Genomic DNA, 24,762 nt, shown 5'->3' on the forward strand with positions numbered 1-24,762 from the left:
GATGGTAGTGTGGGGTCTCCCCATGTGAGAGTAGGGAACTGCCAGGCATCAAACAAGAAGAACCCCGTACCGAAAGGTGCGGGGTTTTTTGCTTTTGTATTTCTTCCTCTCCCTGAAACTTTCTCACCTTCGCCTTGCAGACTCGACATTCCGATCATTTCTGGGTATCGTTAGCTGTCTGGATGTCTAAACGTTTATACGTATGTTGTGAGGATATAAAGCTATGCCGATTCGGGTGCAGGACGAGCTACCAGCCGTCAATTTCTTGCGTGAAGAAAATGTCTTTGTGATGACGACTTCACGTGCGACAGGTCAGGAAATTCGCCCGCTGAAGGTGCTTATTCTCAATCTGATGCCCAAAAAGATCGAAACAGAAAACCAGTTCCTGCGTCTGCTGTCGAACTCCCCACTGCAGGTTGATATTCAGCTGCTGCGGATCGACGCCCGTGAGTCTCGCAACACGCCTTCTGAGCACCTGAACAACTTCTACTGCAACTTTGATGACATTCAGGGTGAAAATTTTGATGGATTGATTGTGACCGGCGCCCCGCTCGGTCTGGTGGAATTTAACGATGTCGCTTACTGGCCGCAGATCAAACAGGTGCTGGAATGGGCAAAAGATCACGTCACGTCCACGCTGTTTGTCTGTTGGGCGGTACAAGCCGCACTGAATATTCTGTATGGCATCCCCAAGCAAACCCGCACTGAAAAGCTCTCCGGCGTATACGAACACCATATTCTCCATCCCCATGCGTTGCTGACGCGCGGGTTTGATGATTCTTTCCTGGCTCCGCATTCTCGCTACGCCGATTTCCCGGCCCAGCTGATTCGTGATTACACCGATCTGGAGATCCTGGCCGAAACGGAAGATGGGGACGCTTACCTGTTTGCCAGTAAAGATAAGCGCATTGCCTTTGTGACCGGACATCCTGAATACGATCCGCACACCCTTGCGTCAGAGTATTTCCGTGATGTCGAAGCGGGTCTGAACCCGGATGTCCCGTACAACTATTTCCCGAAAGACGATCCGCAAAACAAACCGAGAGCGACCTGGCGCAGCCACGGGAATTTGCTTTTTACTAACTGGCTCAACTATTACGTCTACCAGATAACACCATACGATCTGCGTCACATGAACCCGACGCTGGAGTAATCGTCTGCACTAAACGATCCTAAAGCGTTTCAGCTATTCAAATCAGGCACCTTCGGGTGCCTTTTTTATTTCCGAAATGTCACTCATCATTCTTTAAAACTTTAATTTCAATAAAATCAATTAATTAATGGCAATTTATAATTAAAATGGAAATTGTTTTTGATTTTAGAAAAAATAGAGATAGTCTTAATTCTGCTGAGCGAAAACTACCCAACGATCTTTCGTTCGCATCGGGGGCGTGATTTTGGATCTTTGATGAGGAGCAGAGTAATGACTCAACAGGCAACGACGGTCGATGAACTGGCCTTTACCCAGCCGTATGGCGAGCAAGAACAGCAAGTATTAACGGCAGAAGCGGTAGAATTTCTGACTGAACTGGTGACCCGCTTTACGCCGCAGCGCAATAAGCTGCTGGCGGCACGTATTCATCAGCAGCAGGAAATTGACGATGGCAAGTTGCCTGGCTTCATTTCGGAAACCGCTTCCATTCGTCGCGGTGAGTGGAAAATCCGCGGCATCCCTGAAGATTTACAGGATCGTCGCGTTGAGATCACCGGTCCGGTAGAACGCAAAATGGTGATCAACGCCATGAACGCCAACGTTAAAGTCTTTATGGCCGATTTTGAAGACTCGCTGGCACCGGACTGGCGTAAGGTCATCGAGGGGCAGATCAACCTGCGCGACGCCGTAAACGGCACCATCAGCTATACCAATGAAGCCGGCAAAATATACCAGCTCAAACCTAACCCGGCGGTGCTGATCTGTCGCGTGCGCGGCCTGCACCTGCCCGAAAAACATGTCACCTGGCGTGGAGAAGCCATTCCAGGAAGCCTGTTTGATTTTGCACTCTATTTCTTCCACAACTACAAAGCCCTGCTGGCGAAAGGCAGCGGCCCGTATTTCTACCTGCCTAAAACGCAGGCCTGGCAGGAAGCAGCCTGGTGGAGCGAGGTCTTCAGCTATGCGGAAGATCGTTTCAACCTGCCGCGCGGCACCATCAAAGCCACCCTGCTGATTGAAACGCTGCCCGCCGTATTCCAGATGCATGAAATCCTGCACGCCCTGCGCGATCACATTGTGGGTCTGAACTGCGGACGCTGGGACTATATTTTCAGCTACATCAAAACCCTGAAAAATTATCCCGATCGCGTGCTCCCCGATCGTCAGGTTGTCACCATGGACAAACCGTTCCTGAGCGCCTATTCGCGTCTGCTGATCAAAACCTGCCACAAGCGCGGTGCCTTTGCGATGGGCGGCATGGCAGCCTTTATCCCGAGCAAAGACGCAGAGCGCAACAATCAGGTGCTCAACAAGGTGAAAGCCGACAAAGAGCTTGAAGCACGTAACGGCCACGACGGGACGTGGATCGCCCATCCGGGTTTGGCCGATACGGCGATGGAGGTCTTTAACCGCGTGCTCGGCGACAACAAAAACCAGCTGTTTGTCACCCGTGAAGATGATGCACCAATCGCAGAAGAACAGCTGCTGGCGCCGTGCGCGGGCGAACGGACGGAAGAGGGGATGCGGGCCAACATTCGCGTCGCGGTGCAGTACATCGAAGCGTGGATCTCCGGCAACGGCTGCGTGCCGATCTACGGCCTGATGGAAGATGCTGCGACGGCGGAGATCTCACGTACCTCTATCTGGCAGTGGATCCACCATCAAAAAACGCTTAGCAACGGCAAACCGGTGACCAAGACCCTGTTCCGCCAGATGCTGGCCGAAGAGATGCGGGTGATCCAGGACGAACTGGGCGAACACCGCTTCAGCAGCGGACGCTTTGACGACGCTGCGCGCCTGATGGAGCAAATCACCACATCAGATGACTTAATCGACTTCCTGACCCTGCCGGGCTACCGCTTCCTGGCGTAACTCACCACATAACAATATGGAGCATCTGCACATGAAAACCCGTACCCAACAAATCGAAGAATTAAAGAAAGAGTGGACACAACCTCGCTGGGAAGGCATCCGCCGCCCGTACAGCGCGGAAGACGTGGTGAAATTACGCGGCTCGGTCAATCCGGAATGCACGCTGGCGCAAAATGGCGCGGCTAAAATGTGGAAGCTGCTGCACGGTGGCTCTAAAAAGGGCTACATCAACAGCCTCGGCGCGCTGACCGGCGGTCAGGCGCTGCAGCAGGCGAAGGCCGGTATTGAGGCTATCTACCTCTCCGGCTGGCAGGTCGCGGCGGACGCCAACCTGGCCTCCAGCATGTACCCGGATCAGTCGCTCTATCCGGCTAACTCCGTGCCGTCGGTCGTGGATCGGATCAACAACACCTTCCGTCGTGCAGATCAGATCCAGTGGGCGGCGGGCATCGAACCTAACGATCCGCGCTTTATTGACTATTTCCTGCCGATCGTTGCAGATGCGGAAGCGGGCTTCGGCGGCGTGCTGAACGCCTTCGAGCTGATGAAATCGATGATTGAGGCCGGTGCAGCGGCCGTTCACTTCGAAGATCAGCTGGCGTCAGTGAAGAAATGCGGACACATGGGCGGTAAGGTGCTCGTTCCGACTCAGGAAGCCGTGCAGAAGCTGGTTGCCGCGCGTCTGGCTGCTGACGTGCTCGGCGTGCCGACGCTGGTTATTGCCCGTACCGATGCCGACGCGGCTGACCTGATCACCTCTGACTGCGATCCGTACGACAGCGAGTTCATCACCGGCGAGCGCACCAGCGAAGGGTTCTATCGTACCCATGCGGGTATTGAGCAGGCGATCAGCCGCGGTCTGGCGTACGCGCCGTACGCGGACCTGGTCTGGTGTGAAACCTCTACGCCGGATCTGGCGCTGGCAAAACGCTTTGCCGACGCCATTCATGCGAAGTACCCGGGCAAACTGCTGGCCTACAACTGCTCGCCGTCCTTCAACTGGCAGAAAAAGCTGGATGACAAAACCATCGCTAGCTTCCAGCAGCAGCTGTCCGACATGGGCTACAAATACCAGTTCATTACGCTGGCAGGCATCCACAGCATGTGGTTCAACATGTTCGACCTGGCGCACGCCTATGCGCAGGGTGAGGGCATGAAGCACTACGTTGAGAAGGTGCAGCAGCCGGAATTTGCGGCGGGCAAAGACGGTTACACCTTCGTGTCTCACCAGCAGGAGGTGGGCACCGGCTACTTTGATAATGTGACCACGATTATTCAGGGCGGCACCTCCTCCGTCACCGCCTTAACGGGTTCAACGGAAGAAGCACAGTTCTAATCTTTTCCCCCTCTCCCCCCTGGGGAGAGGGTTGGTGGTGAGGGGGAATATATGTCGCGTGGCCTGGAATTACTGATTGCCCAAACTATTTTGCAGGGCTTCGATGCCCAGTATGGTCGTTTTCTGGAAGTAACCTCCGGCGCCCAGCAGCGCTTCGAACACGCAGACTGGCATGCGGTTCAGCAGGCCATGAAGCAGCGTATCCATCTTTATGACCACCACGTGGGTCTGGTGGTGGAGCAGCTGCGCTGTATTACCGACGGTAAAAGTCCGGACGCGGAATTTTTACTGCGCGTAAAAGAGCATTACACCCATTTGTTACCCGACTACCCGCGCTTCGAGATTGCGGAGAGCTTTTTCAACTCCGTCTATTGCCGGTTATTTGACCACCGCTCATTATCTCCTGAGCGGTTATTTATCTTCAGTTCCCAGCCCGAGCGACGCTTTCGTACCATTCCGCGTCCGCTGGCGAAAGATTACTTCCCCGATCGCGGATGGGAAAAGCTCCTGCACCGCGTGCTGACGGATCTGCCGCTGCGCCTGCCCTGGGAGAATAAAACCCGGGATATCGGGTATATCCACGCCCATCTCAAAGAAGCATTCGGCGCTGAGGTGCTCAGCCGCAGCCATTTGCAGGTGGCCAACGAGCTTTTCTACCGCAATAAAGCCGCCTGGCTGGTGGGCAAACTGGTTACGCCGACGGCCATTGTGCCGTTTCTGCTGCCCATTCATCGTACAGACGACGGGGAACTGTTTGTCGATACCTGCCTGACTACCAGCGCCGAGGCCAGCATCGTGTTTGGCTTCGCCCGTTCCTATTTTATGGTGTACGCTCCGCTGCCCGCCGCGCTGGTGGAGTGGCTGCGCGAGATCCTGCCGGGTAAAACCACCGCCGAACTGTATATGGCTATTGGCTGCCAGAAGCACGCTAAAACGGAAAGCTACCGGGAATACCTGCGTTATGTCACTACCGCTGATGAGCAGTTTATCGAAGCGCCCGGCATTCGCGGCATGGTGATGCTGGTGTTTACGCTGCCGGGCTTTGACCGGGTCTTTAAGGTGATTAAGGACAGATTCGCGCCGCAGAAAGAGATGACCGCCGCGCACGTCCGCGCCTGCTACCAGCTGGTTAAAGAGCACGACCGCGTTGGGCGCATGGCGGATACCCAGGAGTTCGAAAACTTTGTGCTGGATAAGCAGCAGATCGATCCGGCACTCATGGCGCTTTTACTGCAGGAAGCACCCGCCAAAATCACCGATCTTGGCGATAAAATCGCGATCAGCCATCTCTACATTGAACGTCGCATGGTGCCGCTGAATATCTGGCTGGAGCAGTCCGACGGTCAGGCTTTAAGAGATGCGATTGAAGAGTACGGCAACGCGATTCGCCAGCTTGCCGCCGCCAATATCTTCCCGGGCGATATGCTGTTCAAAAACTTCGGCGTCACCCGTCACGGACGGGTAGTGTTCTACGATTACGACGAAATTTGCTACATGACCGAGGTGAACTTCCGCGATATCCCACCGCCCCGCTACCCGGAAGATGAGCTTTCCAGCGAGCCGTGGTACAGCGTTTCGCCGGGCGATGTGTTTCCCGAAGAGTTTCGACACTGGCTCTGCGCCGATCCGCGCATCGGGCCGCTATTCGAAGAGATGCATGCCGATCTGTTCCGCGCCAGCTACTGGCGGGGACTGCAAACGCGGATCAAAAACGGGCACGTAGAAGATGTGTATGCATACCGCCGCAAGCAGCGGTTTTGCATCCGGTTTTCAGAGGGCATCATGTAGGCCGGGTAAGGCGAAGCCGCCACCCGGCAATGCATGCTTAACGAATCCCACCGTACGCCAGCGTGACCTCTTTCGCCGCCTTAATCACCAGCGCACCCAACTCAGTGACCCGATCGTCGGTCATACGTGAAATCGGCCCGGAAATAGAGATGGCGGCAAACGGCTCGCGGTGCTCGTCAAAAATGCAGGCTGCGATACAGCGCAGGCCGAGGGCGTGCTCCTCGTCGTCAAACGAATAGCCGCGCTTGCGGGTCAGGGCCAAATCTTCTTTCAGATGCACCGGCGAAACCAGCGTGGCGTGGGTATAGGCATGCAGTCCTTTACGGTGCAGCAGCCCCGTCACCTGCTCCTCGGTCAGCTGCGAGAGGAACGCTTTACCCGCCCCTGAGGCATGCATCGGCAGCTTGCCGCCAATCGGCGCGGACATGCGCATCAGCTGCGTGCATTGCACCTGGTCGATGATAATCGCCTGATGGTCGCTCTGGTCGAGCACGGCCAGATTCACGGTCTCGCCCGACTCTTCCATCAATTTGCGCAGAATCGGGTGCACAATCGCCAGCAGGTTACGGCTCTGCAGGAAGCTGCTGCCCACGATAAACGCATGCGCGCCCACCGCCCAGTGCCCCAGCTCGCCTACCTGGCGGACAAAGCCCAGCTGCTGCATGGTGGTCAGCAGGCGGTGCGTCGTGGAGTTCGGCAGGCCAGCCTGCTGGGCCAGCTCCGTCAGGGCCACGCTGCTGTGCGACTCGGCTATCCACTCCAGCAGCTTCAGACCGCGCGTGAGCGATTGAACCTGTCCACCCTGTTGTGCGGCAGCGGTGGTGGCAGCAGGTTTTCTGCCGCGTTTAGCGGGAACGGTCGCGACCATGACGATCTCCTTTTTCTGTATCGTGGAAATCATTTTCGTTTTATTTGGTGATTTTGCAACCGTTATCCTGACTGATCGGAGGAGTGATAGTGAACATGTCTCATGTTACCGCTGAGCGGCTTTTCCACCCTGCGAGATTGTGCCAGTATGGAACGCAGCCTTTTGGCCTTGTTGAGCGTTGTCGGGAGCAAGTGTGAGCAGCAAAGTAGAGCAACTGCGTGCGCAGTTAAATGAACGAATTCTGGTGCTGGACGGCGGCATGGGCACCATGATCCAGGGCTATCGTCTGAGCGAAGGCGATTTCCGCGGCGAACGCTTCGCCGACTGGCCCTGCGACCTGAAAGGGAACAACGACCTGCTGGTGCTCAGCAAGCCGTCCGTGATTAAAGATATCCACAACGCCTACTTCGAAGCGGGTGCGGATATCGTTGAAACCAACACCTTTAACTCGACAACCATCGCCATGGCGGATTACCAGATGGAATCCCTGTCGGCGGAGATCAACTTTGAAGCCGCGAAGCTGGCGCGCTCCTGCGCCGACGAGTGGACGGCCCGCACGCCGGATAAGCCGCGCTACGTTGCCGGGGTGCTTGGCCCGACGAACCGCACCGCGTCGATTTCACCGGACGTCAACGACCCGGCGTTTCGTAATATCACCTTTGACCAGCTGGTTGTTGCCTACCGTGAATCGACCAGAGCGCTGGTGGAAGGCGGTTCCGATCTGATCCTGATTGAAACGGTATTCGACACCCTCAACGCCAAGGCCGCGATTTACGCGGTGAAAGAGGAGTTCGAGGCGCTGGGTGTTGACCTGCCGATCATGATTTCCGGCACCATCACCGACGCCTCCGGCCGTACCCTGTCCGGCCAGACCACCGAAGCGTTTTATAACTCCCTGCGCCACGCCGACGCGCTCTCCTTCGGCCTGAACTGCGCGCTGGGCCCGGACGAGCTGCGCCAGTACGTGCAGGAGCTGTCGCGCATTGCGGAATGCTACGTTACCGCGCACCCGAACGCCGGTCTGCCGAACGCCTTCGGTGAATACGATCTGGATGCCGACACCATGGCGGCACAAATCCGCGAGTGGGCCGAGTCTGGATTTCTGAACATCGTCGGCGGCTGCTGCGGCACCACGCCGGAGCACATCGCCGCCATGAGCAACGCCGTGGCCGGACTGCCGCCACGCAGGCTGCCCAAGCTGCCGGTTGCCTGTCGCCTCTCCGGCCTTGAGCCGTTAACCATCGGCGAAGACAGCCTGTTTGTGAACGTGGGTGAGCGTACAAACGTCACCGGCTCCGCGAAGTTCAAGCGTCTGATCAAAGAGGAGAAGTACAGCGAAGCGCTGGACGTTGCCCGCCAGCAGGTGGAAAGCGGCGCGCAGATTATCGATATCAACATGGATGAGGGGATGCTCGACGCCGAAGCGGCGATGGTGCGTTTCCTGAACCTGATCGCCGGTGAGCCGGACATCGCCCGCGTGCCGATCATGATCGACTCCTCCAAATGGGAGGTGATCGAGAAGGGGCTGAAGTGCATTCAGGGTAAAGGCATCGTCAACTCTATCTCGATGAAAGAGGGCGTTGATACCTTTATTCATCACGCGAAGCAGGTCCGCCGCTACGGTGCTGCGGTGGTGGTGATGGCTTTTGATGAAGTGGGCCAGGCCGACACCCGCGCGCGTAAAATTGAGATTTGCCGCCGCGCGTACAAAATACTGACCGAAGAGGTAGGCTTCCCGCCGGAAGACATCATCTTTGACCCGAACATCTTCGCCGTGGCGACCGGCATCGAAGAGCACAACAACTACGCCCAGGACTTTATCGGCGCGTGCGAGGACATCAAGCGCGAGCTGCCGCATGCCCTCATCTCCGGCGGCGTATCGAACGTCTCGTTCTCGTTCCGCGGCAACGACCCGGTGCGTGAAGCGATTCACGCCGTGTTCCTCTACTACGCCATCCGCAACGGGATGGACATGGGGATCGTCAACGCCGGCCAGCTGGCGATTTACGACGACCTGCCCGCCGAGCTGCGCGACGCGGTGGAAGACGTGATCCTCAACCGCCGCGACGACGCCACCGAGCGGCTGCTTGACCTGGCAGAAAAATACCGCGGCAGCAAGTCGGATGACGCAGCCAACGTTCAGCAGGCCGAGTGGCGCGCCTGGGACGTGAAAAAACGTCTGGAATATTCGCTGGTAAAAGGCATCACCGAGTTTATCGAGCAGGACACCGAAGAGGCGCGTCAGCAGTCAGCCCGCCCGATTGAAGTGATCGAAGGGCCGCTGATGGACGGCATGAACGTGGTGGGCGATCTGTTCGGCGAGGGCAAAATGTTCCTGCCGCAGGTGGTGAAATCCGCGCGCGTGATGAAGCAGGCCGTGGCGTACCTGGAGCCGTTTATCGAAGCCAGCAAAGAGAAAGGCTCCAGCAACGGCAAAATGGTCATCGCCACCGTGAAGGGCGACGTGCACGACATCGGCAAGAACATCGTCGGCGTGGTGCTGCAGTGCAATAACTACGAGATTATCGACCTTGGCGTGATGGTCCCGGCGGATAAAATCCTCAAGACCGCGCGCGAAGTGAATGCCGACCTGATTGGCCTCTCCGGGCTGATCACCCCGTCGCTGGACGAGATGGTTAACGTGGCGAAGGAGATGGAGCGTCAGGGCTTCACCATTCCGCTGCTGATTGGCGGCGCGACCACCTCCAAGGCGCACACGGCGGTGAAAATCGAGCAGAACTACAGCGGGCCGACGGTCTACGTGCAGAACGCCTCGCGCACGGTGGGCGTGGTCTCCGCGCTGCTCTCTGACACCCAGCGCGACGAGTTTGTTGAGCGCACCCGCAAAGAGTACGAAACCGTTCGCATCCAGCACGGGCGCAAGAAACCGCGCACCCCGCCAGTTTCACTCCAGGCGGCGCGCGATAACGATCTGGCGTTTGACTGGTCGAGCTATACGCCGCCGGTCGCGCATCGCCTGGGCGTTCAGGAGGTCAGTGCCAGCATCGAAACGCTGCGCAACTACATTGACTGGACGCCGTTCTTTATGACCTGGTCGCTCGCGGGAAAATATCCGCGCATTCTGGAAGATGAGGTGGTGGGCGAGGAGGCGAAACGCCTGTTTAACGATGCCAACGACATGCTCGACAGGCTAAGCGCGGAGAAAACCCTCAACCCACGCGGCGTGGTGGGGCTGTTCCCGGCCAACCGCGTGGGCGACGACATCGAAATTTACCGCGATGAAACCCGCACTCACGTGCTGGCGGTCAGCCGCCATCTGCGCCAGCAAACCGAGAAAGTGGGCTTTGCCAACTACTGCCTGGCCGATTTTGTCGCGCCGAAGCTGAGCGGTAAAGCCGACTATATTGGCGCCTTTGCGGTAACCGGCGGTCTGGAAGAAGATGCGCTGGCGGACGCGTTCGAAGCGCAGCACGATGATTACAATAAAATCATGGTGAAAGCGATCGCCGACCGCCTGGCGGAAGCCTTCGCCGAGTACCTGCACGAGCGCGTGCGTAAGGTGCACTGGGGCTACGCGGCGAACGAAAACCTCAGCAACGAGGAGCTGATCCGCGAAAACTACCAGGGGATTCGTCCGGCGCCGGGCTATCCGGCCTGCCCGGAGCACACCGAAAAGGGCACGATCTGGCAACTGCTGGACGTCGAAGCCCATACCGGGATGAAGCTCACCGAGTCGTACGCCATGTGGCCGGGCGCGTCCGTCTCCGGCTGGTACTTCAGCCACCCGGACAGCAAGTACTTTGCCGTGGCACAGCTTCAGCGCGATCAGATTGAAGATTACGCCCTGCGCAAAGGCATGAGCGTGTCAGAAGTAGAGCGCTGGCTGGCACCGAACTTAGGCTACGACGCAGACTAACGTCACTTTTCCTTACAACAAACAGGGCACCTCAAGGGTGCCTTGTCTCTTTCTTACGCTTAACCCCTTATACTGAAATAAGGTTCTATCCCTGGCACCCGGTGGCGGTGCGCTTACCGGGCCTGTGCGTAGGTCGGATAAGGCGTCGCCGTCATCCGACATGGCAACGCGCAGGGAACCTCAGGAAAACCGATAAAGATAAGGAGGAAAACCATCCGTGCTGACCCTGTTACATCTGCTCTCTGCAGTCGCACTGCTCGTATGGGGCACCCATATCGTCCGTACCGGCGTGATGCGCGTATTTGGTGCCCGTTTACGTACCGTTCTCAGCAGCAGCGTTGAGAAGAAGCCGCTCGCCTTCTGCGCAGGCATTGGCGTAACGGCACTCGTTCAGAGCAGCAACGCCACAACCCTGCTTGTCACCTCTTTTGTGGCGCAGGATCTGGTGGCGCTGGCCCCGGCGCTGGTCATTGTGCTGGGGGCTGATGTGGGTACCGCGCTGATGGCGCGTATCCTGACCTTCGATCTCTCCTGGCTGTCGCCGCTGCTGATTTTTGTCGGCGTTATCTTCTTCCTCGGCCGCAAACAGACGCGGGCCGGCCAGCTTGGACGCGTGGGCATTGGCCTGGGGCTGATCCTGCTGGCGCTGGAGCTGATTGTGCAGGCGGTCACCCCGATTACCGAAGCCAACGGCGTGCAGGTCATCTTCGCCTCCCTGACCGGTGACATCATGCTCGACGCGCTGATTGGCGCGGTGTTTGCCATCGTCAGCTACTCCAGCCTGGCCGCCGTGCTGCTGACGGCCACGCTCACCGCCGCCGGGGCGATCTCCTTCCCGGTGGCTCTGTGCCTGGTGATCGGTGCCAACCTCGGCTCTGGCCTGCTGGCGATGCTCAATAACAGCGCCGCCAACGCCGCCGCCCGCCGCGTGGCGCTCGGCAGCCTGCTGTTTAAGCTGGTGGGCAGCCTGATTATTCTGCCCTTTATCCATCCGCTGGCGAACCTGATGGATAACCTCCCGCTGCCGAAGGCGGAGCTGGTGATCTACTTCCACGTGTTCTACAACCTGGTGCGCTGCCTGGCGATGGTCCCTTTTGCCGGGTCGATGGCCCGCTTCTGCGAGCGACTCATTCAGGACGAACCGGAGCTGGACGCCCGCCTGAAGCCAAAGCATCTGGATACCTCCGCGCTGGACACCCCGGCGCTGGCGCTGGCGAATGCCGCGCGCGAGACGCTGCGCATGGGCGACGCCATGGAAACCATGCTCGAAGGCCTGCAAAAGGTGATGCACGGCGAGCCGCGAGAGGAGAAAGAGCTGCGCAGACTGGCGGACGATATCAACGTGCTCTATACCGCCATTAAGCTTTACCTGGCCCGCATGCCGCAGGACGAGCTGGCGGAGGAGGAGTCCCGCCGCTGGGCGGAAATCATTGAGATGTCGCTCAACCTTGAGCAGGCCTCCGATATTGTTGAGCGCATGGGCAGCGAGATAGCCGATAAGTCGCTGGCCGCCCGCCGGGCGTTCTCCGTTGAAGGCTTAAAAGAGCTTGAAGCGCTGCACGAACAGCTGGTCAGCAACCTCAAGCTGGCGATGCTGGTCTTCTTCTCCAGCGACGTGCCGAGCGCGCGCCGCCTGCGCCGCAACAAGCATCGCTTCCGCATTCTTAACCGCCGCTACTCGCACGCCCACGTTGAGCGCCTGCATCAGCAGAACGTGCAGAGTATCGAGACCAGCTCACTCCACCTGGGGCTGCTGGGGGATATGAAGCGCCTCAACTCGTTATTCTGCGCGGTGGCCTACAGCGTGATGGAACAGCCGGATGAAGATGACCAGCGGGATGAGTATTAATCTCTGAAAGCGCCTCGCAAAACCGTTTTGCGAGGCGTGACACCTTATCAAGCGCCATTTACCCTTCAGACCTTACGTTTTTAAGGGAATAGAAATGCTCGTTTATTACGCTACACTTCGCCAATTCATGCGCATTCCGATGGGGGCTCATGCGCACTACTCATGGCGTCAAAAAAATCTGTCAATGTGTCGTTAGCGCCTGAAATCCTTGAAGAGGCGCGACGGCTTAAGCTTAATCTCTCCGCTGTACTCACGGCTGCACTGCAGGAGCGGTTTCGTGCGCATTAGCGCGCAGAGCGGTTAGCAGAAAATAAAGTTTCTATCGAGGCCATTAACCAGTGGGTTGATGAAAACGGCTCCTTTAGTGACTTTCAGAGGTCGTTCTGATGGATCAATAGGCAGGCATATCGCCAAAAGAGGTAGGCGAGCGTGTCGCCGATCTTACGCAAAACCGTGCTTCATTGCGGGATGCACTCGATTTTTTGAACAACGGTTACTAACACTTTTTTGTCAGCCGCAAGGTAAGGTATATTTCGCCCTTCACAGGAGAAACTATGCTGCCAACTCAATCAACCCGATTAAACAAATACATTAGCGAGAGCGGGATCTGCTCACGTCGCGAGGCGGACCGTTACATTGAACAAGGTAATGTGTTCCTCAACGGCAAGCGCGCCACGATTGGTGACCAGGTCATGCCTGGCGACGTGGTTAAAGTGAATGGTCAGCTCATCGAACCGCGTGATGCCGAAGACCTGGTGTTTATCGCGTTGAACAAACCGGTTGGAATTGTCAGCACCACGGAAGACGGTGAGCGGGACAACATCGTTGATTTCGTGAACCACAGCAGCCGTATCTTCCCGATTGGCCGTCTGGATAAAGACTCTCAGGGGCTGATTTTCCTCACCAACCACGGCGATCTGGTCAACAAGATCCTGCGTGCCGGTAACGATCACGAAAAAGAGTACATTGTGACGGTGAATAAGCCGGTCACAGACGACTTTATTCGCGGCATGGGCGCCGGTGTGCCGATCCTCGGTACCGTCACGAAAAAGTGTAAGGTGAAGAAAGAAGCGCCGTTCGCGTTCCGCATTACCCTGGTGCAGGGCTTAAACCGCCAGATCCGCCGCATGTGCGAGTACTTCGGTTATGAAGTGACGAAGCTGGAGCGCACGCGCATCATGAACGTCAGCCTGTCCGGCATTCCGCTGGGCGAATGGCGCGACTTAACGGACGACGAACTGATCGAGCTGTTCAGGCTTATCGAGAATTCCTCGTCCGAAGCGAAGCCGAAGGCCAAAGCCAAACCGAAAACCCAGGCGATTAAACGTCCGGTCGTGAAGGCGCCGCAGGCGGAAGAGAAAGGACGCGGCAAACCGGGTAACGGGAAGCGATTTACCCAGCCGGGCCGTAAAAAGAAAGGGCGCTAGCTAGCGCCTTCCACGAGTAGAGGTATTGGCCGACCAGGAAAAGGTCGTTTCAGTATCCGGCTTATAAGCCTGCTGCTTTTTCAGCTTGCGGGCTTTTTTCGCCTCGGCGTCACGCTGCGCCATCAGTTTATCGATGTACTCTTTTTTAACCTGATTGGTTTCGGCGTTCGTCAGCGTGCGGCCATGCGCGATGCGGGCGCGGTCGAGAAGCGTTTTCAGTTCGCGCTGCTCGGCTTCCGTCATGTCTTTCTGGGTCAAACGTGGTGTCGCCATTGCTGAAGCCTCCTGAGAGAGAGGCTTCAGTGTAAAGCAAGCTGAGTCAATTAACCCTGTTTCACCGCATCTTTTTTCGTTTGTTCCTCAATCGGTTTGCCGGACCAGTAGCCCGCCAGCAGCGAGCCGGAGAGGTTGTGCCAGACAGAGAACAGCGCACCCGGCAGGGCCGCCAGCGGCGAGAAGTAGATTTTGCCGAGCGCCGCCGCCAGGCCGGAGTTCTGCATCCCTACCTCGATTGCCAGCGTGCGGCAGGTCGATTCGTCAAAGCCAAACAGTTTCCCGCCCCAGTAGCCGCCCAGCAGGCCAATGGTGTTATGCAGCACCACCGCAACGATCACCACAAAGCCTACGGAAGCTATGTGCGAGGCGGAACCCGCCACCACGGCGCTGATGATCGCCAGAATACAGACCATCGAAAACGCGGGCAGGTACGGCTCAACGGCCTTCACCACGCGCGGGAACAGGTGGTGAATGACCAGCCCCAGCGCAATCGGGATTACTACAATCTGCAGAATGCTCAGCAGCATCCCCATCACGTCCACCTGAATATGCGCATCCACGTACAGGCGGGTTAACAGCGGCGTGGCAATCACGCCAACCAGCGTGGAGACGGACGAGATAGTGACGGAGAGCGCCACGTCGCCTTTCGCCAGATAGATCATGACGTTGGATGCCGTGCCGCTGGCGACGCTGCCCACCAGCACCATCCCGGCGGAGAGGTCGGGCGGCATCTTAAAGACCATCGCCAGCAGCCACGCCGCGAGCGGCATCACCAGGTAGTGCAGGAATATTCCTGCCGCGACGGGCGCAGGGCGAGACAGCACGCGCTTAAAATCGTCTACTTTCAGATGCACACCCATACCGAACATGATCAGCATCAGCAGCGTGGCGACCCACGGACCAATACCGGTGAACGTGGTGGGCGTGTAATACGCGAGTACGGAGAGCAGCAGCGCCCATAACGGGAACAGCCGCGTAATAGCGGATAACATAATGATTTCCTTGCGATGAATGTTGCGTGTGTTTGTTATAAAAAGCCGGGATCGAGCCCGGCTATAGTTATTGTTTATCGCGTAAGGAAGTAATATTCAAATGAATTATGACCGGATGCTTTCCCAGCTCAGACTAAAGCGAGCCAGATATTTGCGCAGTCGGTCGGCGTCGTTAGGATTGGCTTTTTTGAGCCGTGAAACGGCAAACAGCTCACGTCCGGCTTCAGACAACGATGCGCTGCGGCGACAAACCTCCAGCACCGTTTCCAGTTGCCGCTGGTCAAAGAGATCAATTTCCATGTCAGTTGCAGGCTGCGTCACGTCAGTTTGCCAGTCGGTCTGAAGCCGGGAAATCTCCTCCAGCACCAGATCCTGAGTAATACGCCCTCGTTCCGCCAGCGTCGCCATGCGTGCGACGCTGGCGCTCAGTTCGCGAAAGTTGCCCCGCCAAAGCGCTCTGCTGGAACAGGCAAAGGCCAGATAGCCTTCGCGTGCCTCTTTATCGAAGCGGATTTGCGTCTGGCTTTCGCGAGAGAAACGTTGAAGTTCGTAGTCAACATTCGGCGTGATGTCTTCTTTCCGTTGGGCAAGGCCGGGTAAGGCAAAGCTCCACATATTAATACGGGCATAGAGATCTTCACGAAAACGTCCTTCTGCCACCCACTGGCGCATATCACGGTGGGTTCCGGCGATAAGTTGAAAATCGCTGTGAACTTCTTTATCGGAGCCAAACGGGAAAAAAGTTTTCTCTTCAATGGCTTTGAGCAGCATCGCCTGTTCATCCAGGCCTAGTTCGGCAATCTCGTCGAGGAAAAGGACGCCGCCATCGGCTTCACGCAGCAGGCCGCTGCGCGCCGACAGTGCGCCGGTAAAGGCTCCTTTCACATGGCCGAACAGCGTGGACATGGCGTTATCACCGCGCAGGGTCGCGCAGTTGACGGAAACCAGCTTGCCGGATACCTGATGGCGTGACTGCTTAAGCTGATAAATGCGGTTCGCGAGGAACGACTTGCCCGCGCCGGTGGGGCCGGTCAGCAGGATCGGGGCTGTTGAACGTAGCGCCACGCGTTCAATCTTGTCGATCAGACTGTTAAAGGTGGCATTTCGCGTCTCAATGCCCGCTTTCAGAAATGAGATTGACTGCTGCTGCTCGCGCTGAAAACGGTTGGTAAGGGTCGTGTAGCGGCTTAAATCCAGGTCGATAATTGAGTAAGTTCCGGCTGCTGTCTCCTCAGCAGAGGCTTCTTTTCTGGCAGGGCCAGTCTGCAAAAGGCTGGCGGGAAGATAGCGTGCTTCCGTCAGCAGGAACCAGCAGATCTGCGCCACATGCGTGCCGGTGGTGATGTGGACGAAATACTCTTCGCGATCGGTATCAAAAGTGTACTGGGTGGCGAAATCGAGAAACGCGGCATAAACCTCTTCGAAATCCCACGGGTCTTCAATGGTTACCGTGCTGGGACGCACCTCGGTGTGGGGGGAAACCAGCACAATATCTTCCGCCAGTTGCTGAGCCATGCCGAGATCTCGCGGTTGATGTAGCAGCTCCAGCCTGTCGACCGGGAAATCCGGCTGTTGGCACAGCCCGACGGTCGGTCGCCATTTGCGAAAGCGATTAGCCCGCTTTCCCCGTTTATCCATCACGGTGCCAAGCACCCCGATCACCACCTTCCGCTTCTTCATATTTATCCAGAAAGATAATTGTCGATATAGCAGGATAAGAAATGTTGAGCCGAACGGCAATGCATGAAAAGCGCGATAAATAAAAAGCATTAATTATCAATAAAATAAAAAAATAAAACGGCGATTTTTGTTTTTGGCACGCTTCTGGCAATACAGATAACGTCACGACGTTGAGCACACTGGGGGTTAAGGCCCCGTCGGCGCACCAGGAACGGCAAGGCTGTTTTCCGGGGGCGTTCCGTCAACCAATGACAGACAGAAGGGTTCGATTCCCGATTCATTCTCCCAATGAAAACTGGTTGTAAACATCAAAGTAAAAACGGGGATTGCGCAGTCAGCAATCCCAATGAAGGTCGCCGGTAATGGCGCCGGATCGCAGGCGAAAAGGCATTCCCCTGTGATTTCGTGCCTGCACCCGCGCCTGACTTTAAGGAATATAAAATGGCTAAAAAAATCACGATAAAAAAAGGTCAGTTAGGACTGGTAGCAAAAGCTGGCGATTATTACCGGGTACTGGAGGCGGGTGAACACCGTCTGGGTTGGTTCAATACTGACGACGTGCTGGTGGTGAGCCAGGATGGCAGCGAGGTGCCGGGTGCGCTGGCGGATTATCTGCGCCGCTTTCAGCCTGACTGGGTGGTACGTTACTGCCTGGCGGTCGACCTTACTGCGGATGAAATCGGGGTGTTATCGAACAACGGCGTATTGCAGGAAATTGTGCCGCCTTCGACTCGTCGTCTGTACTGGCAGCAGGATGCGGCGTTGACCCTGCAAAGAATCGATACCCGCGACGTGCGGGTGCCGGTGGACGTGATGAATGCTGCTCTGCAACCGCGTCGCAATGGCGCGCTAAAGGGGCGCGACGCGATGCTGGTGGTACAGGTACCTGCCTGGCACGTCGGGGTGGTGAAAATCGACGGAGAAATTCAGGCACTGTTACCGCCGGGACTGACGGCTTACTGGAAAATTAACCATCTGGTTGAGGCAGAGATAGTGGATACGCGCCTTCAGGTGGTGGAAGTGAGCGGGCAGGAGATCCTGACGAAGGACAAAGTTAACCTGCGCCTGAACCTGGCGGCTAACTGGCGCTACAGCGACGTGCTGCAGGCCTGCGGACAGCTTACGAAACCGCTGGAACATTTGTACCGCGAACTCCAGTTCGCACTGCGTGAGGCGGTCGGCACCCGCACGCTCGATGAGTTACTGGAAGATAAGCAGATCATTGATGAGGTGGTCAGCAAACAGGTGCAAGGCCGCCTGTCATCCTTTGGAATGGAAATTGCGTCGCTTGGGGTAAAAGATATTGTTTTACCTGGTGATATGAAAACGATTTTATCCCGTCTGGTAGAGGCCGAAAAATCGGCCCAGGCGAATGTTATTCGCCGACGTGAAGAAACGGCGGCGACACGATCGCTGTTAAACACCGCAAAGGTGATGGAGAACAACCCGGTGGCGCTGCGTTTAAAAGAGCTGGAAACCCTTGAAAGGGTCGCGGAGCGTATCGACAAAATTTCAGTATTTGGTGGCCTGGACCAGGTATTACACGGCCTTGTTAACCTGAAAGGATAACGCAATGCAACAGAATGATTTTGAATTACTGACGGCGTCAAACGGCGCCCCGATCAAAATGTGGACTCACGGCGTTCCCGTGGAGCCAGAGGCACAGGCGCAGTTACTGGATACTGCAAAGATGCCGTTTATTTTCAAACACCTTGCGGTGATGCCCGACGTTCATCTCGGTAAAGGCTCAACCATTGGCAGCGTGATTCCGACCAAAGGGGCAATTATTCCTGCGGCGGTTGGCGTGGATATTGGCTGCGGGATGATTGCCGTTCGCACGTCGCTGGTGGCCGGTGATTTGCCGGATAATCTCAGCGGTTTACGTAGCGCCATTGAACAGGCAGTACCGCATGGGAGAACCAATACCCGTTCTCGACGGGATAAAGGCGCGTGGGAAACGCCACCGAAAGAAGTGGACGATCGCTGGTGGGTGCTGGCCCCACGTTTTAAACAACTCACGGATAAATACCCGCAGTTGCTGAAAACCAACAACTACCAGCATCTGGGCACGCTGGGTACCGGAAACCACTTTATTGAAATTTGCCTCGATGAGCAGCAGCGCGTCTGGGTGATGTTGCACAGTGGCTCGCGCGGCGTAGGAAACGCCATCGGTAATGTGTTTATCGCCCTGGCACAGCAGGATATGCAGCATCACCTGGGACATCTGCCGGATAAAAATCTGGCCTATTTTCAGGAGGGGAGTCGTCACTATGAGGACTACATCGAGGCGGTGGAGTGGGCGCAGGATTTTGCCCGCCACAATCGGGAAGTGATGATGTCGCGCGTGCTGGCGGCGCTCTCTCGCGAAGTGACAAAGCCCTTTATTACGCAGCAGGAGGCGGTTAACTGCCATCACAACTATGTGCAGAAAGAGCATCACTTTGGGGAAGAGGTACTGATCACGCGCAAAGGTGCGGTGTCGGCGCAGAAAGGGCAGATGGGGATTATTCCGGGCTCAATGGGCGCAAAGAGCTTCATCGTGCGTGGCCTCGGCAACGAGCAAAGCTTCTGTTCCTGCAGCCACGGCGCCGGGCGAGTGATGAGCCGAACGGCGGCCAAAAAACGCTATACCCTTAGCGACCATATTCAGGCGACCTCTCACGTAGAGTGTCGCAAAGACAATGAGGTGATCGATGAAACGCCGATGGCCTATAAAGACATTGATGCCGTGATGGCCGCGCAATCGTCGCTGGTGGAGATCGTTCACACCCTGCGTCAGGTAGTGTGTGTAAAAGGATAAAAAATGAGCAACAACGATGTTGATAGCGCGATGCGCGCACGTGTCTGCGCGCAACTTCGCGATATAGAGCAGCGCTATAACGTGCGCGTGCTCTACGCCTGTGAATCGGGCAGCCGGGGATGGGGTTTTGCCTCACCGGATAGCGATTATGATGTGCGGTTTTTGTACGTTCACCGCCCAGAATGGTATCTGCGCGTCGAATCCCAGCGGGATGTGATCGAGCTGCCGATAGATGATGAACTGGACGTTTGTGGCTGGGAATGGCGCAAGGCACTGGGCCTGCTGAAGGGGGCAAACCCGACGCTTATCGAGTGGCTGGATTCCCCTGTTGTTTATCAGGAGGATGAGACGGTAGTGGCCGAGTTGCGCGCGCTAATACCTGCGTGGTTTTCGCCATTGCGCGCCCGCTGGCATTACTACTCAATGGCCCGAAAAAACTTCCGTGGATATTTACAGGGGGAAACGGTTCGGCTGAAAAAGTACTTTTATGTTCTGCGACCTTTGCTGGCGGCGCGGTGGGTAGAAGCGGGGAAAGGCGTTCCACCGATGCGTTTTGCCGAACTGCTTGCCGGGAGCGAACTGTGTGCGCCGTTACGTGCGGAAATCGATGGATTACTGGAAATAAAACAGCGCGCAGGTGAAGCGGAATATGGTCCTAAACGGCCCTTACTCCACGCTTTTTTGCAAAGTGAGCTGGTGAGAGGAGAAGTGCCGCCTGTACTACCCGACAGCAGAGAAGGAAATTTAAAAGATCTGGATTCGCTGCTGATGAGAACAGTAATGAAAAGCTAAAGAATGGCCCGGTAGTGAAAACGCCCGGGCCATTCTTGCGCTTATTCAAACAAATTCTGATGAAGTTTCTGCACCACCTGCTCGGCCTGATCGGCTGGCACCAGGAAGCAGAGGTTATAGCTGGACGCACCGTAGCAAATCATGCGGATGTTGAACGGGTCGAGCACGCCAAACACCTCTTTGCCCACGCCGCAGGCGCGGGACAGCTTGTTGCCGATGATAGCAACCAGCGCCAGGTCTTCTTCGACTTCCACGCGGCACAGCTCGGACAGCTCAATCAGCAGCGACTGCGTCAGCAGGGTATCGCCGGTTGATGTGGAGCCGGTGGTGTCCAGCGTCAGCGCAATGCTCACTTCAGAGGTGGTGATCAGATCCACGGAGATGTTGTGGCGTGCCAGAATACCAAACACTTCCGCCAGGAAACCGCGGGAGTGCAGCATATTGTGGCTGTGGAGCGTCACCAGCGTCTGGCGACGGCGCAGGGCCAGGGCGCGGAACAGCGGCGGGTTTTCCGTTTTCTTGCAGACCAGCGTGCCGCCCGCTTTTGGATCTTTACTGGAGCCGACGAAGACCGGAATATCGCTGCGTACGGCAGGCAGCAGCGTGGCCGGGTGCAGCACTTTCGCGCCGAAGGTGGCCATTTCCGCCGCTTCTTCAAACGCGATCACATCAATACGTTTCGCCGCGGAAACAACGCGCGGGTCGGTGGTGTAAATGCCCGGAACGTCAGTCCAGATATCGACGCGCGTAGCATGCAGGGCCTCGCCCAGCAGCGCGGCGGTATAGTCGCTGCCGCCACGGCCAAGCGTGGTGGTGCGGCCCTTTGCTTCGCTGCCGATAAAGCCCTGAGTGATCACGATGCCGTCTGCCAGGCGCGGGGCCAGCTGCTGATTGGTCAGCTCCGCCAGCGCTTCAACGTCCGGCTCGGCGCGGCCAAAGCGGTCGCTGGTACGCATGATTTTGCGTACGTCAAACCACTGCGCCTGAACGTTACGCTCGCGCATGATTTCCACAAATAGCAGGGTGGACATCAGCTCACCGTGGCTGACCAGCTCATCGGTCAGGGCGGTGGAGGTGGCCAGAGAGGCCGCTTCTGCCAGCGTGGTGATGTTTTCCAGCAGGCGTTCCACTTCCTCGCGGATGACGTTCGGGTTCTGCAGACGCTCAAGGATGTCGAACTGAATTTTGCGCAGTGCATCCAGCTTCACGAAACGTTCTGTCGCTTCCAGCCCTTCAGACAGAGAAACCAGCAGGTTCGTCACGCCGGCAGATGCAGAGAGCACCACCAGGCGGGTATTCGGATCGGCCAGCACCACATCGGCGCTGCGGTTCATGGCATCGTAATCGGCCACACTGGTGCCGCCAAACTTGGCGACCACAAAACTCGTCATAACAACCTCGTGTCAGGGAATGAATAAGCGACCATGGCACAAGAATGAAACGAAAACAGGTGCAGGCGCAAAATACGGCCCTATAAATAAAATGTGGGGGAGGTCCTGTCAATGCTGGGATTATGCGGATTTTTTATGGGGGGGTACCCCTGAGAAACAGGACTTATAACAGGGCCAGATTTTATGCTTCGTTTTAGGGCATTTTGACCGACATTTCTCCGCTCCAGGAGGGCGCTTCAGCAGCTATACTTTTCGGGTCTTTTCACCTGTGTTTGATGCAGGCCAGGGCAATGGCATAAAAACCATCACAATTTTTATTTGCAGGCGCTACAATCGACCGCAGTCACAATTCTCAAATCAGAAGAGTATTGCTAATGAAAAACATCAACCCAACGCAGACCGCTGCCTGGCAGGCACTCCAGAAACATTTTGATGAAATGAAAGACGTCACCATCGCGGACCTGTTCGCGAAAGATGCCGATCGTTTCAACAAGTTCTCCGCGACCTTCGACGACCTGATGCTGGTGGATTTCTCTAAAAACCGCATTACCGAAGAGACGCTGGCAAAACTGCAGGATCTGGCGAAAGAGACCGAACTGGCGGACGCCATCAAATCCATGTTCTCCGGTGAGAAGATCAACCGCACCGAAGACCGTGCCGTGCTGCACGTAGCCCTGCGTAACCGTAGCAATACCCCAATCATCGTTGACGGCAAAGACGTCATGCCGGAAGTGAACGCGGTGCTGGAAAAGATGAAAACCTTCTCCGAAGCGATCATCTCCGGAAGCTGGAAAGGCTACACCGGCAAACCGATCACCGACGTGGTTAACATCGGTATCGGCGGTTCTGACCTCGGTCCGTTCATGGTGACCGAAGCGCTGCGCCCGTACAAAAACCACCTGAATATGCACTTTGTGTCTAACGTCGATGGTACCCACATCGCCGAAGTGCTGAAGAACGTGAACCCGGAAACCACCCTGTTCCTGGTTGCGTCGAAAACCTTCACCACTCAGGAAACCATGACCAACGCCCACAGCGCGCGCGACTGGTTCCTGAAAACCGCGGGCGACAACAAGCACGTGGCGAAACACTTCGCTGCGCTGTCCACCAACGGTAAAGCCGTCAGCGAGTTCGGTATCGACACCGCGAACATGTTCGAATTCTGGGACTGGGTCGGTGGCCGCTACTCTCTGTGGTCTGCAATCGGTCTGTCTATCATCCTGTCCGTGGGCTTCGACAACTTCGTTGAGCTGCTCTCCGGCGCGCATGCGATGGACAAACACTTCTCCACCACCGCACCAGAGAAAAACCTGCCGGTGCTGCTGGCGCTGATCGGTATCTGGTACAACAACTTCTTTGGCGCTGAAACCGAAGCGATCCTGCCGTATGACCAGTACATGCACCGCTTTGCTGCTTACTTCCAGCAGGGCAACATGGAATCCAACGGTAAATACGTGGACCGTAACGGCAACGCGGTGGATTACCAGACTGGCCCAATCATCTGGGGCGAGCCGGGCACTAACGGTCAGCACGCGTTCTATCAGCTGATTCACCAGGGCACCAAAATGGTACCGTGCGATTTCATCGCCCCGGCTATCACCCATAATCCGCTGTCCGACCACCATCCGAAGCTGCTGTCCAACTTCTTCGCCCAGACCGAAGCGCTGGCGTTCGGTAAATCCCGCGAGGTGGTTGAGCAGGAATACCGCGACCAGGGTAAAGATCCGGCAACGCTGGAGCACGTGGTGCCGTTCAAAGTGTTCGAAGGCAACCGTCCAACCAACTCCATCCTGCTGCGCGAAATCACGCCGTTCAGCCTTGGCGCGCTGATTGTCCTGTACGAGCACAAAATCTTCACGCAGGGCGCGATCCTGAACATCTTCACCTTTGACCAGTGGGGCGTTGAGCTGGGTAAACAGCTGGCAAACCGTATTCTGCCAGAGCTGGGTGACGATAACGCGATTACCAGCCATGACAGCTCGACCAATGGGTTGATCAACCGTTATAAAGCATGGCGTGCGTAATTAAAACGCCATGAAAACGTGCCGGCTTAATGCCGGCATTTTTTTATCAGATAATTCCTGATGTCTGTTAGTTAACGCAAATTCTGGTTCTGAGTTTAATCTGAAAAAGACGTTTAACCCGTTAATTGCTGCGGTTTATTTTAAGAAAATACGCATAAGGAACTTAATATATTAATAATGTAAGTTATTGTTTTATAGCTATTTAATATTTTCCCTCTTTGTCTTTCATTTCGGTTTTATCCATTAGTCTGAAAACCCACCCTCTATTTCCCCTTACGGCAAACCCACGGCATGAGTTGTGTATACTCGATTCCGCCTGAAATTCTTTTCGGGCAAATCTCCATTCATTCATTGAAGGGAAATTGTTATGAAGAAAGTACTGTATGGCATTTTTGCCATATCTGCGCTTGCGGCGACATCTGTTTATGCAGCTCCGGTTCAGGTCGGGGAAGCGGCAGGGTCGGCTGCGACGTCTGCGTCTGCGGGGAGTTCTACCGCAGCCAGCGCCAGCACCGTAAGTTCAGCCGTGGGTGTCGCGCTGGCGGCAACCGGTGGCGGTGATGGCTCCAACACCGGAACCACGACCACCACGACAACCAGCACCCAGTAATAGCGGGTGTTTTAATCATAACCACAC

Annotated in this window: 17 protein-coding genes and 1 pseudogene; 13 read left to right on the plus strand and 5 right to left on the minus strand. The window is 56.3% G+C overall.

Annotated features, from left to right (window positions below):
• The first annotated feature begins 223 nt into the window (after positions 1–223).
• The 4 genes from metA to aceK all read left to right on the plus strand — a co-directional run bounded on the left by metA (position 224) and on the right by aceK (position 6,149).
• Positions 224–1,153 carry a homoserine O-acetyltransferase MetA gene (gene metA, locus ACOTXF_RS11775; protein WP_008503405.1) on the plus strand — a complete coding sequence of 310 codons (930 nt, stop codon included), beginning with the start codon at positions 224–226 and terminating at the stop codon, positions 1,151–1,153.
• A gap of 270 nt (positions 1,154–1,423) precedes the next feature.
• On the plus strand, positions 1,424–3,025 hold the full coding sequence (aceB, locus tag ACOTXF_RS11780) for a malate synthase A (RefSeq protein ID WP_023294854.1): 1,602 nt from the start codon (positions 1,424–1,426) through the stop codon (positions 3,023–3,025).
• Positions 3,026–3,056: 31 nt separating this feature from the next.
• Positions 3,057–4,361, plus strand: a complete 1,305-nt coding sequence (aceA, locus tag ACOTXF_RS11785; RefSeq protein ID WP_008503407.1) for an isocitrate lyase — start codon at positions 3,057–3,059, stop codon at positions 4,359–4,361.
• Positions 4,362–4,412: 51 nt separating this feature from the next.
• Positions 4,413–6,149: a bifunctional isocitrate dehydrogenase kinase/phosphatase gene (gene aceK / locus ACOTXF_RS11790; RefSeq protein WP_047745050.1), complete on the plus strand. Its 1,737-nt coding sequence runs from the start codon at positions 4,413–4,415 to the stop codon at positions 6,147–6,149.
• A gap of 37 nt (positions 6,150–6,186) precedes the next feature.
• On the opposite strand, the gene iclR is transcribed toward aceK, so the two are convergent.
• Positions 6,187–7,017 carry a glyoxylate bypass operon transcriptional repressor IclR gene (iclR, locus tag ACOTXF_RS11795; protein WP_023293555.1) on the minus strand — a complete coding sequence of 277 codons (831 nt, stop codon included), beginning with the start codon at positions 7,015–7,017 and terminating at the stop codon, positions 6,187–6,189.
• A gap of 193 nt (positions 7,018–7,210) precedes the next feature.
• Between iclR and metH the strand changes: the two genes are divergently transcribed.
• From metH to rluF, 4 genes and pseudogenes are all read left to right on the plus strand, one after another.
• Positions 7,211–10,894 carry a methionine synthase gene (gene metH, locus ACOTXF_RS11800; RefSeq protein WP_232926924.1) on the plus strand — a complete coding sequence of 1,228 codons (3,684 nt, stop codon included), beginning with the start codon at positions 7,211–7,213 and terminating at the stop codon, positions 10,892–10,894.
• 217 nt (positions 10,895–11,111) lie between these two features.
• On the plus strand, positions 11,112–12,743 hold the full coding sequence (locus ACOTXF_RS11805) for a Na/Pi cotransporter family protein (RefSeq protein ID WP_008503411.1): 1,632 nt from the start codon (positions 11,112–11,114) through the stop codon (positions 12,741–12,743).
• A gap of 94 nt (positions 12,744–12,837) precedes the next feature.
• Positions 12,838–13,130, plus strand: a pseudogene (locus ACOTXF_RS11810) (type II toxin-antitoxin system CcdA family antitoxin).
• Between the two features lie 167 nt (positions 13,131–13,297).
• Positions 13,298–14,170 (plus strand): 23S rRNA pseudouridine(2604) synthase RluF, encoded by an 873-nt coding sequence (rluF, locus tag ACOTXF_RS11815; protein ID WP_045352872.1) that lies wholly within the window; start codon positions 13,298–13,300, stop codon positions 14,168–14,170.
• On the opposite strand, the gene ACOTXF_RS11820 is transcribed toward rluF, so the two are convergent.
• From ACOTXF_RS11820 to rtcR, 3 genes are all read right to left on the minus strand, one after another.
• Entirely contained in the window at positions 14,171–14,443 is a 273-nt protein-coding gene (locus ACOTXF_RS11820) for a DUF3811 domain-containing protein (protein ID WP_014830263.1), read from the minus strand.
• A gap of 50 nt (positions 14,444–14,493) precedes the next feature.
• Positions 14,494–15,438 carry a ketopantoate/pantoate/pantothenate transporter PanS gene (gene panS / locus ACOTXF_RS11825; protein ID WP_023293551.1) on the minus strand — a complete coding sequence of 315 codons (945 nt, stop codon included), beginning with the start codon at positions 15,436–15,438 and terminating at the stop codon, positions 14,494–14,496.
• 105 nt (positions 15,439–15,543) lie between these two features.
• Entirely contained in the window at positions 15,544–17,118 is a 1,575-nt protein-coding gene (rtcR, locus tag ACOTXF_RS11830; RefSeq protein ID WP_008503417.1) for an RNA repair transcriptional activator RtcR, read from the minus strand.
• Between the two features lie 441 nt (positions 17,119–17,559).
• Between rtcR and ACOTXF_RS11835 the strand changes: the two genes are divergently transcribed.
• Genes ACOTXF_RS11835 through ACOTXF_RS11845 form a run of 3 tightly spaced genes read left to right on the plus strand, consistent with a single transcriptional unit; the run spans position 17,560 to position 20,710 of the window.
• Positions 17,560–18,687 carry a slipin family protein gene (locus tag ACOTXF_RS11835; RefSeq protein WP_021242723.1) on the plus strand — a complete coding sequence of 376 codons (1,128 nt, stop codon included), beginning with the start codon at positions 17,560–17,562 and terminating at the stop codon, positions 18,685–18,687.
• 4 nt (positions 18,688–18,691) lie between these two features.
• Complete coding sequence (locus ACOTXF_RS11840; protein ID WP_048962980.1) at positions 18,692–19,918, plus strand: RtcB family protein; 1,227 nt, start codon at positions 18,692–18,694, stop codon at positions 19,916–19,918.
• A gap of 3 nt (positions 19,919–19,921) precedes the next feature.
• Positions 19,922–20,710: a nucleotidyltransferase domain-containing protein gene (locus ACOTXF_RS11845; protein ID WP_025912222.1), complete on the plus strand. Its 789-nt coding sequence runs from the start codon at positions 19,922–19,924 to the stop codon at positions 20,708–20,710.
• A gap of 41 nt (positions 20,711–20,751) precedes the next feature.
• Here ACOTXF_RS11845 and lysC read toward each other — a convergent pair whose 3' ends face one another.
• The gene (gene lysC / locus ACOTXF_RS11850) at positions 20,752–22,101 is read right to left on the minus strand and encodes a lysine-sensitive aspartokinase 3 (RefSeq protein WP_008503421.1); all 1,350 of its coding nucleotides are present in this window, start codon (positions 22,099–22,101) and stop codon (positions 20,752–20,754) included.
• A 374-nt stretch (positions 22,102–22,475) separates the two neighbouring features.
• On the opposite strand from lysC, the gene pgi reads away from it, so the two are divergent.
• Together pgi and yjbE are read left to right on the plus strand one after the other, a co-directional pair.
• On the plus strand, positions 22,476–24,125 hold the full coding sequence (gene pgi / locus ACOTXF_RS11855) for a glucose-6-phosphate isomerase (RefSeq protein WP_048962979.1): 1,650 nt from the start codon (positions 22,476–22,478) through the stop codon (positions 24,123–24,125).
• A 367-nt stretch (positions 24,126–24,492) separates the two neighbouring features.
• Complete coding sequence (gene yjbE / locus ACOTXF_RS11860; protein WP_008503423.1) at positions 24,493–24,735, plus strand: exopolysaccharide production protein YjbE; 243 nt, start codon at positions 24,493–24,495, stop codon at positions 24,733–24,735.
• Positions 24,736–24,762: the final 27 nt, after the last annotated feature.

This window comes from Enterobacter cloacae complex sp. IR53041, from assembly GCF_049238285.1.
Classification (GTDB): Bacteria; Pseudomonadota; Gammaproteobacteria; order Enterobacterales; family Enterobacteriaceae; genus Enterobacter; species Enterobacter roggenkampii.